Source organism: Rhizobacter sp. P2_H3, assembly GCF_056403355.1.
This window is the reverse complement of sequence record NZ_JBFUFQ010000059.1, coordinates 20,492-30,332: the sequence shown is the minus strand read 5'-3', so window position 1 is coordinate 30,332 and position 9,841 is coordinate 20,492. Positions and strand designations below refer to the sequence as shown.

The window sequence follows — 9,841 nt, the reverse complement described above, 5'->3', positions numbered from 1 at the left end:
GCTTGCCGCCTTGCGATGCGGCCGGGTCAGCGGCGGTGCCTGCCAGCGGCAGCGCCAGCAGCAGGGTGGCCGCGGCGGCGGCCAGGGTTCGGTTGATGCGGTTCAAGGTCGTCATGTCGCTGTCTCCTTCGTCAAAAAAACAGGTCTCAGGCCGCGATTCCCACGGTCAGCGCGGCGGTGTAGCCGGCCGCGACGCTGCCGCTCAGCGTGGCCATCTGCAGCGTGACGCCGTCGCTGAACACGTTGTCGGTCGCGAAGCTGATCTGGTTCAGGTTGCTCACGCTCGCGCTGTAGCCGCTGGCCGTGCTGTAGACGGTGCTGCAATCGGCGACCGGGAACGCCATCTGCGAGGTCTTGATCTTGCTGGTCGACGAGGTGGCCGTGGCCAGGCTGCGGTACACCTCGAAGTGGATGTGCGGCATGCGGCCGGCGTAGCAGCCGGGGAACACGGTGGTGAACGTGACCTGCCCGTTGGCATCGGTCTCCTGCACACCGCGCAGATAGTTCTGGCTGGTGACTCCCGACGAGTACATCGAGTAGCGCCCCTCCCGGTCGCAGTGCCACAGGTAGATCGCATAGCCGGAGAGGTCGGCGCAACTGGTGTTGGTATCGACCAGCGTCAGCGTGACGGTCAACGTGACGCCCTCCGCCGAGCCCAGGCTGCTGGGGAGGCTCGACCGGATGTCGCTGCGCACGATGCCGCTCACCCCGAGCACGTTGGCGACGCTGCCGTTCACGCTGTTCGAGCCGTCGCCGGGGTAGGGGCCGGCGGTCTCTTCCGGGATGACCGAGCAGGAGCTGCTGCCGGAGCCGGAAGATCCACCGGAGCCGCTGGACCCCGAAGAGCTGCTGGTGGTGGTGTCCGTGGAACTGCCGCCACCACCGCAGCCGAGCAACGACGACACCGCGGTCACCGCGCCGACGCCGGCCAGCCAGGTCAGTGCGCGCCGGCGCTGCATCACCTGCAGGTCGTGGACAAGGCCGAGATCGTGCTCGTGATGAGGCCCGTGGGGGTCGCATGAGGGCTGCTCGTGGTCGAGGGCGTGGTGGCGAAGGGTGTCGGACATGGTGTTGGCGAGGCAGTGGCTGTGAGGCTGCCGATGCTGGTCGCCGACGGTGTCGGGAATATCGTCGCTTTGTATCAACTTGGACACGGTCCATTTGAACTGTGTCTGCGGTGTACCCGAGCGGCGATCAGGCGCGTGGGAGCAGCAGCCGGGCCCGCAGGCCGCCTTCGGGCCGGTTCGACAGCGTCAGATGGCCGCCCAGCCGTTCGGCCAGGTCCCTTGCGATGTACAGGCCCAGGCCACTGCCGCCGCTGCTGGCGACCCGGTAGAACGGGCGGAACACCGTCTCCAGCTGGTCCTCGGGGATGCCGGGGCCGTGGTCGTCGATGCACAGCTCCAGCTCGCGGGGATGGCCGCGCAGGCTCAGCTCGGCCGAACCGGCATGGCGCAGCGCGTTGCCGATCAGGTTGCCGAGGATGCGGCCCAGGGCTTCGCTCTGTGCCAGCACGACGGCCTCGCCGCCGCTGTCGTCGGCGATGCGCACCGCGAGGCCCTGCTCGACCCGGTCGTCGACCTGGGCCTGCAGCAAGGCGCGCAGGTCGACGCGCTGGCGCGCCTGCGGCGCATGCTGGTCGCGCAGCATCGACAGGACGCTGCCGATCAGCGCGTCCATCTCCTGCAGGTCGGCGATGCAGCGTTCGGTCTGCGCCCCTGGCTCCATCGTCTCGAGCCGCAGGCGCAGCCGGGCCAGCGGCGTGCGCAGGTCGTGCGAGATCGCGGCCATCAGCAGGCCCTGCGCGCCGAACTGCTCGTGCAGGCGCTGCGCCATCGTGTTGAAGACCTGCGCGGCCTGGCGCACCTCGCGCGTGCCCGCGTGCTCGTCGAGCGTCGGCGCCGGGCGGCGCTGTGCGATCTCCTGGCCGAGCGCACGCGACGCATCGGCCAGCCGGCGCATCGGCTGCGACAGCCACTGCGCGCCCCACCAGGCGGCCCCGCCGATCACCAGGAAGCGCACCAGGTAGTCGAGCCACAGCGAGCGCATCGGCGGCGCGCCGACCGGTGGTCGCCCGGGTTGCCCCGGGGGTGGCGGTCCGCCCGGCCCCGCGCTGCCGGGTCCCGGCCCCTGCGGGCCGCCCTTGGGCAGCAGGCCGGGCGGCAGCGATGACAGCGGCGGCACGCCCATGCCGTCGTTTCCGGGTGCGGGCGAGCCCATCGGCGGCCCGTTGCCCAGCCCGTCGGCGATGCTGCGCACCGCCGCGAAACTGAGGAAATGGCTGGCCACCAGCGCGACCCACATCAGCAGCATCAGCCGCTTGAACAGGGTGTCGCTGAACAGCCGGTTGCTGAACAACCTGTTGCTGAACAGCGGGCGCAGTCGCTGCAACAGGCTCAAGCGCGCGCCCCGCCGTCGTTGCCGTTGAACAGGTAGCCCTCGCCGCGCACGGTGCGGATCAGGTTCGGCTCGTCGAGCTTCTGGCGCAGCCGCGACACCGTCAGGTCGATGCTGCGGTCGGTCACCTCGGCGCCGGGTGCGCGCGTCAGGTCGAGCAGCTGGTCGCGGCTCAGCACGCGGTTCGGGTGGTCGACGAAGGCCGACAGCAGCCGGAACTCGGCCGACGAGAGCGCGACCACCACCTGCTGCGGCGAGGTCAGCTGGCGGCGCAGCCGGTCGAAGGTCCAGCCGGCGAATTGCAGCACGGTCGCGGTCGGCGCGGCGACCGGGGCGGCCCCGGCGCGGCGCAGCACCGCATGGATGCGCGCCACCAGCTCGCGCGGCTCGAACGGCTTGGGCAGGTAGTCGTCGGCGCCGAGCTCCAAGCCGACGACGCGGCTCGCCGGGTCGCCCTGCGCGGTCAGCATGATCACCGGCAGCGGCGCGATCTCGCGCACCCAGCGGAACAGGTCGAGCCCGTTGCCGTCGGGCAGCATCAGGTCGAGCAGCAGCACCTTGAACGGGTCGGGGCCGCCCAGGCCCGTGCGCAGCACGCGCCGCAGGCTCGCGGCATCGGCCACCGCGCTCACCCGCATGCCATAGCGTTGCAGGTAGTCGCTGACGAGCTGGCGCAGGTCGAGGTCGTCATCGACCAGCAGGACGTGGATCATCGTCAGGAGCGGAACAGCCGCGAGTACTGCGCCTCGTGGCGTGCCGACAGGATCGCCAGCATCGGCGTGAAGGCCTGGCGCTCGGCGTGGGTGGCCGCGATCGCGCGGTCGACCGCCGCGGGAATCGCGTCGGCCAGCGCGGCCAGCACGCGCTGGCCGGCGTTCTGGCCGAGCGGCACGGATTTCAGCGCGGCCTGCACCATGTTCTCGGCCCAGCCGAAGCAAAGGCTCAGCAGCGCGTCGCGCAGCGGCGCACCGGTCTGCGCGGCGGCCAGTGCGAACGCCACCGGCCAGGTCGGCGCCGGCTTCAGGGCGGCCAGCACCGCGAGGCGCTCGTCGGCGAGGCCGCGGTTCTTCAGCCACTCGAGCAGCGAGCGGCCCATCTGTTCGGCCTGCAGGCGCATCTCGCTGCTCTCGCGGGTCTGCACGACCCAGTCGTTCAGCTCGCGGATCGCGTCGCGGTCGTCACGCTGCCAGGCCGCGAAGGCCCTGGCGGCGAGCGGCAGGTCGCTGCGGGCGAGGCCCAGGCGCAGCTGGTCGAGCAGCCAGGCGGCGGCCTGCGCCTCGGTGGTGACGAGGCCGGCATCGACCGCCGACTCCAGCCCCTCGGAGTAGCTGAAGCCGCCGACCGGCAGCGCCGGCGAGGCCAGCCACATCAGCTGCAGCAGCGAGGCGGCGCTGGTCGGGGCGGGGGCGCGGCGGACGCGGGGCATCGGTGTCAGTGGCCGTGGTGGTCGTGGTGACCGTGACCGTGGTGGTCGTGGCCCGCGTGCCCGTGGTCGTGATCATCGTGGCCATGCCCGTGATGCGCGTGCCCGCCGGCCGCATACGCACCACCTTCCGGCTCGAACGCCGCCGAGGCCTCGTTCACGATCAGGTGCATCTGCCGCAGCATGTCGGCCAGCACGTGGTCGGGTTCGAGCTTCAGGTGGTCGGGCTTCAGCTCGAGCTGCACGTGCCGGTTGCCCAGGTGGTAGGCGGCGCGCAGCAGGTCGAACGGCGTGCCGTGCTGCGTGCAGTGCGTCACGACCAGCACCGGCTGCGGCGCCGCGACCACGCGGATCAGCGAGCCGTCTTCGGCCACCAGCACGTCGCCGCCGCGCACCGCGGTGCCGCGCGGCAGGAACACGCCGAGCGTGCGGCCCTGCGAATCGGTGGCGTCGAAGCGGCTCTTCTGTCGCACGTCCCAGTCGAGCTCGACGGACGCGCCGCGTTTGACGAGGGCAGGGGCCAGTCCATGGCCCTGCGCAAGGAGTTTGTTCACGGTCAGCATGGTGTGAGTGTGGCAGTAAACCCTAGGGGATTTCCGTTCAGGACCGGAGACGGAAGGCCGATATTCCCCTGGATTAGAACAAGGATCGGACCATGAAACTGCTCCAGGATGTGCGCATCGGCGTGCGTCTCGCCCTCGGTTTCGCGAGCGTGCTTCTGCTCTCCTGCGCCACGATCGGCCAGAGCTTCTTCGAGATGTCGCAGCTGCAGGGCCGCTTCGACGACCTGGCGGGCATGACGATGCCGGCGATGAACGGCGTGTCCGAACTGGGCACGGCGGCGCGCGGCATGCGCGGCGCGCAGGAGCTGCTGGCCACGCGCTGGAGCGAGGCCGAGCGGGCGACGCAGGCCGATGCCTTCAAGAAGCACCATGCGCGCTTCGTCGAGCAGATCACGCTGCTGCGCAGCCTGCCGCGGGCCGATGCGATCGAGCCGCAGCTCGCGCCGGTGGACGGCGCGCTGAAATCCTACGAGGCGAGTTCGGCCGAGATCGAACGGCTTCTGGCCAGCACCGACGATGCCGAGCGGTTCCAGAAGGTCAAGAAGCTGCTCGAAGGCGAGACGCTCGCCAACTTCACGACGCTGAGCAAGGCGGCCGCCGAGCTCACCAAGGTGATCCGCGACGATGCCGATGCGCGCATCGTGGCGGCGAGCGCCGGCAACCAGCGTTCGCGCACCGCGATGGCCGCCGGCGGCGCGATCGCGCTGGCACTCGGCAGCCTGCTGGCCTGGGGCCTGACGACCAGCGTCGTGCGCCCGATGCGCAGCGGCATGGCGGCCTTGCAGCGCATCGCCGGCGGCGACCTGTCGGGCCGCATCGACAGCGAGCGCAAGGACGAGATGGGCCAGCTGATGGCGGCACTCGCGCAGATGCAGGACAACCTGCGCACCGCCGTCGGCGACATCCGCAATTCGAGCGACTCGGTCTACAGCGCCGCGTCGGAGATCGCGCAGGGCAACCTGTCGCTGTCGGACCGCACCGAGCGGCAGGCGGCCAGCCTGGAGGAGACGGCCTCGTCGATGGAGACGATGTCGGCCACCGTGAAGGACAGCGCCGGCACCGTGAACCGCGTCGAGGAGATCTCGCGCAGCGCCCGCCAGGCGGCCGGCCGCGGCCAGGACGTGGTGGGCGACGTGGTCAAGACGATGCAGGAGATCCAGCAGTCGAGCGACCGCATCGCGTCGATCATCTCGGTGATCGACGGCATCGCGTTCCAGACCAACATCCTGGCGCTGAACGCCGCGGTGGAAGCGGCGCGCGCCGGCGAGCAGGGCCGCGGCTTCGCGGTGGTGGCCGGCGAAGTGCGCAGCCTCGCGCAACGCAGCGCCGGCGCGGCACGCGAGATCAAGCAGCTGATCACCGACAGCGCCGAGAAGGTCGGCAGTGGCTCGCGCCACGTGGCCGATGCCGGCCGCGTGATGCAGGACATCCACCAGCAGGTGTCGAGCGTCAACGACCTGGTCGGCGAGATCCGCCGCTCGGCTGCGCAACAGCACAGCGGCATCGAGCAGGTGACGCAGGCGGTGTCGCTGCTCGACCACTCGACGCAGGAGAACGCGGCACTGGTGGAAGAGGCCTCGGCGTCGGCCGAGAGCCTGAAGCTGCAGGCGCAGAAGCTCCTCGAGTCGGTGGCGGCCTTCAAGACCGACGCCGATGCGTCTGCGCTCTCATCGGTAAAACCCGCGGTTCACGGCCATCCGGCAGCATTCGGCGTCGGACTTGTATCCGCTTGAAACGGCGCTCTCAGACTCTGCGAATAGCTCGCATCGGCAAGACGTGAGCTGATGTAACGAAGAGCAAGAAGTTTGCAGGCACTTCGTTTGGAACCGATTCCAAGCGGTCGGGAACAGCCGATGAACGGTTGTTGTCCGACATCTCCTGCCGAATTACAACGGCGCCCTCTGTCGTACGACAGCAAGTCCTGGTAATCATTTGCGTGAGAGTGTGCGCTCTCTTTCGAGCGATCGTGTCAATTCGCACGAACGTGCTTTGACAGCTATCCGACGGCTCCCTCGGCTTACAGGCTTTCTTCGCGGAGCGTGCAGCATCCGGGCCTTGTTTCTGCCACGTCTTGGAGGGGAAGCCTATKAAACACCATGTGCTGCGCAGCTTGCGCAACGGTTCGATGCTGGGGCTGCATTGCGCCCTGGCGATCCTGCTGGTCGGGTGCGGTTCCGGCGACGGAGGAAGCTCCTCTGCCGCCGACAGCAACAACGCCAGTTCGAGCGATGCCGGCGGCGACCGGTCGCGTCCGATGGCGGTCGGTGACCCGATCGGCATCGCGCTGACGCCCGTCGCGGCCACGGCCAGCGCCTCCGAGCGCGGCGACCTGTCGGCTGCGGCCGCGATCGACCACGACGACAACACCCGCTGGAGCAGCGGCTTCACGGACGACCAGAACCTGACGCTGGACTTCGGCCAGTCGGTCAGCATCTCCCGCGTGCGCATCAACTGGGAACGCGCTCACGCCGCCAGGTACCTGCTGCAGGTCTCGAGCGACAAGTCGAACTGGGTCACGATCAAGACCGTCGACAACAGCCAGGGCGGCATCGAAGACTGGACCGGCCTGAGCGGCCAGGGCCGCTACCTGCGCGTGCAGGGCGTCACCCGTTCGAGCCAATACGGCTATTCGATCTTCGAGATCCAGGCCTACACCGGCACGACCTCGGCGCCGGCCCCGGCCCCCGCGCCTGCACCGGCGCCCGCTCCGGCACCTGCTCCCAGCCCGGCTCCCGCGCCCAGTCCTGCCCCGGCTCCGAGCCCCGCTCCCGCGCCGGCCCCGGCGCCCGCACCTGCCCCCGCGCCCGCACCCGATGTCAGCAACCCCGGCGTCGTCATCAAGCCGGCAACCGCCACCTCGTCGGCGCTGGAGAACGGCGGCATGCCCGCCACCAACACGATCGATGGCAGTCTCGGTACGCGCTGGTCGAGCAAGCAGGAAGACGGCGCCTGGATCCAGTGGGATTTCGGCAAGAAGACGCAGATCGGCGCGCTGAAGCTGAGCTGGGAGAACTCCTACGGCAAGGAGTACGCGCTGCAGGTCTCCGACGACGGCCAGAACTGGTCGCAGGTGCGCTACGTCAGCAACGGCAAGGGCGGCACCGAGGCGTTCTACAACCTCGGCGTCAACGCGCGCTACGTGCGCCTGCAGGGCGTGGCACGCGGCACGCAGTACGGCTACTCGCTGTGGGAAGCCGAATTCAAGACGCCGGGCTCCGACAACACGATGCCGACGGTGGCCACCGCGCCGCTGAAGGCACCGACCAGCGGCGCCGGCATGGCACCGCTGCCGACCCAGGTCGATCCGGTCGAGACGCTGCAGTTCACGCTGGCCGACGGCACCCTGGTCACGCGCTTCGGTATCCGAGGCCTGGCCCGCCACGGCCGCGAGCGCGGTGAAGACTGGAACGAGATCGGGCAGGGCCCGAACGAGACGGTCGACGCGAACGGCAACCCGGTCGACAAGGGCCCGGGCAACTTCCTGACCTTCGTGCCGAACTACTTCAAGAACCGCACCTGGGGCTTCGAGATCATCGACAACAGCCGGGTCGCCGGCGTGACCGCGCCGACGCTGCGCGTCAACCACTACTTCACGCAGGACCAGTTGCCGGGCGGCGTGGCGTGGTTCCGTGCGTTCGATCGCGTGGGCGTCACCGGCTACGGCTGGATGAACCCGGGCCAGCTGGTGAACGACAAGGTCACGATCTGCCCGCCGGTGGCCTACCCGCCCAACGGCAGGCTGTTCAGCAACAGCATCCTGAACAACGATTGCAGCCTGACCGTCAAGGACTACCCCGGCCATGGCGACATCGGTGCGGACGGCATGCCCAACGGCAGGAACGTGCCGGCACGTCCGCTGGTGGCGGGCGACGTGATCGAGGTCTCCCCGTCGTTCTTCTCGACCAAGGAGGCGATGGCGGCCAAGGGCGACAACGGCGGCATCCGCTACTACGCGGGTGAATGGACCTACGTGGTCGGCACGGGCTTGCGCCCCTGGTACGGCGTGCAGCCGCGCCTGATGAACGCGCCGCTGCCGGCCGAGACGCTGCAGGGCGGCACCGGCTCGCTGTCGTACGACTATGCCGACAACGGAACCTTCATCTTCCAGCAGCCGCACATCAACGTCGGCATGCAGAACATGCAGCGCTTCGTCGAAGGGCGCCGTGCGATCCACACCAACATGTTCACCGGCGAGCACAACGAGCCGGGCAACGACCGCTTCGATGCGCTGGTGGGCCTGCAGGGGCCGCGCTACAACCAGTCGTCGTGCTTCGCGTGCCACGTGAACAACGGCCGCAGCCCGGCACCGGCCGCTGTGAACCAGCGCCTGGACTCGATGTCGGTGCACACGGCGGCGATCAATGCCCAGGGCCAGCAGGTGCCCGACTCGCGCTACGGCGTGGGGGTGCAGATGAACGCCCGCGGTGCCGACGGCACGCCGCAGGACTGGGGCAACGGCGTGCGCGTCGCAGGCTTCGACACCCAGACCGTGAAGCTGGCCGACGGCACGTCGGTGGAACTGCGCAAGCCCAAGCTGGCCTTCGACGGCCCGACGCCGCAAGTCGTCTCGCTGCGCTCGGCGCAGCCGATGCTGGGGACCGGCCTGCTGGAAGCGATTCCGGAAACCGACATCCTGGCGCGTGCCCGCACCACCGCGGACGCCGACGGCATCAAGGGCCAGGCGAACTTCGTGTTCGACCCGGAAACCGGTGACGTGCGCCTGGGCCGCTTCGGCTGGAAGGCCGGCAAGTTCAGCCTGCGCCATCAAGCCGCATCGGCCCTGCTGCAGGACATGTCGGTGACGACGCCGGTGTACCCGAGCCGCGATTGCCTGTCGGGCCTGCCGACCTGCCGCACGAAGAGCGAGCGCGGCCTGTCCGAGACCGACCTGCAGTCGATCTCGCGCTACCTGCAGCTGCTGGCCGTTCCGGCACAGCGCAGCCTGGTGAGCGGGTTCCCGAAGGGCGTGGCACCGCTGGCGGACCTGGACGTCGACCCGGTCAAGGTGGCCAACGGCGCGAAGGTGTTCAAGGCGGCGAACTGCACGGGTTGCCACGTGGCGGACCAGAAGACCGGCTCCGGTCATCCGCTCGCCGAGCTGCGCAACCAGAGCATCAAGCCGTACACCGACCTGCTGCTGCACGACATGGGGGCTGACATGGCCGACAACTATGTCGAAGGCACGGCCGCCGGCAACCTGTGGCGCACCTCGGCCCTGTGGGGCATCGGCTACACCGACCGTGTGATGGGCACGGCCGGCAAGGTCGGCTACCTGCACGACGGCCGCGCCCGCACGCTGACCGAGGCGGTGATGTGGCACGGTGGTGAAGCCACCAACGCCCGCAATCGCTTCGCGGCGCTGTCGACGGCGGATCGCCAGGCGCTGCTGGCGTTCCTGGGGTCGCTGTGATCAGTTGCTGATCTGATGAACGAAAGCCCCGCTTCGGCGGGGCTTTTT

7 protein-coding genes are annotated in these 9,841 nt (G+C 69.6%); 2 read left to right on the top strand and 5 right to left on the bottom strand.

Going from position 1 to position 9,841, the window contains the following annotated elements; genetic code table 11:
• Window positions 1–146: 146 nt before the first annotated feature.
• The 5 genes from AC1D1T_RS13685 to ureE form a co-directional block, all read right to left on the bottom strand.
• Window positions 147–1,067 (bottom strand): dioxygenase family protein, encoded by a 921-nt coding sequence (locus tag AC1D1T_RS13685; protein WP_477827247.1) that lies wholly within the window; start codon window positions 1,065–1,067, stop codon window positions 147–149.
• 127 nt (window positions 1,068–1,194) lie between these two features.
• A complete protein-coding gene (locus AC1D1T_RS13680) occupies window positions 1,195–2,391 on the bottom strand; it encodes an ATP-binding protein (protein ID WP_477991996.1) in 1,197 nt (398 codons plus the stop codon).
• Window positions 2,392–2,396: 5 nt separating this feature from the next.
• The gene (locus AC1D1T_RS13675; protein ID WP_477827245.1) at window positions 2,397–3,110 is read right to left on the bottom strand and encodes a response regulator; all 714 of its coding nucleotides are present in this window, start codon (window positions 3,108–3,110) and stop codon (window positions 2,397–2,399) included.
• 2 nt (window positions 3,111–3,112) lie between these two features.
• Window positions 3,113–3,823 (bottom strand): urease accessory protein UreF, encoded by a 711-nt coding sequence (locus AC1D1T_RS13670; RefSeq protein WP_477827244.1) that lies wholly within the window; start codon window positions 3,821–3,823, stop codon window positions 3,113–3,115.
• A 5-nt stretch (window positions 3,824–3,828) separates the two neighbouring features.
• On the bottom strand, window positions 3,829–4,383 hold the full coding sequence (gene ureE / locus AC1D1T_RS13665; protein ID WP_477838565.1) for an urease accessory protein UreE: 555 nt from the start codon (window positions 4,381–4,383) through the stop codon (window positions 3,829–3,831).
• A 92-nt stretch (window positions 4,384–4,475) separates the two neighbouring features.
• On the opposite strand from ureE, the gene AC1D1T_RS13660 reads away from it, so the two are divergent.
• Together AC1D1T_RS13660 and AC1D1T_RS13655 are read left to right on the top strand one after the other, a co-directional pair.
• Complete coding sequence (locus AC1D1T_RS13660) at window positions 4,476–6,116, top strand: methyl-accepting chemotaxis protein (RefSeq protein WP_477828030.1); 1,641 nt, start codon at window positions 4,476–4,478, stop codon at window positions 6,114–6,116.
• Between the two features lie 392 nt (window positions 6,117–6,508).
• Complete coding sequence (locus AC1D1T_RS13655; RefSeq protein WP_477991997.1) at window positions 6,509–9,793, top strand: di-heme oxidoredictase family protein; 3,285 nt, start codon at window positions 6,509–6,511, stop codon at window positions 9,791–9,793.
• Window positions 9,794–9,841: the final 48 nt, after the last annotated feature.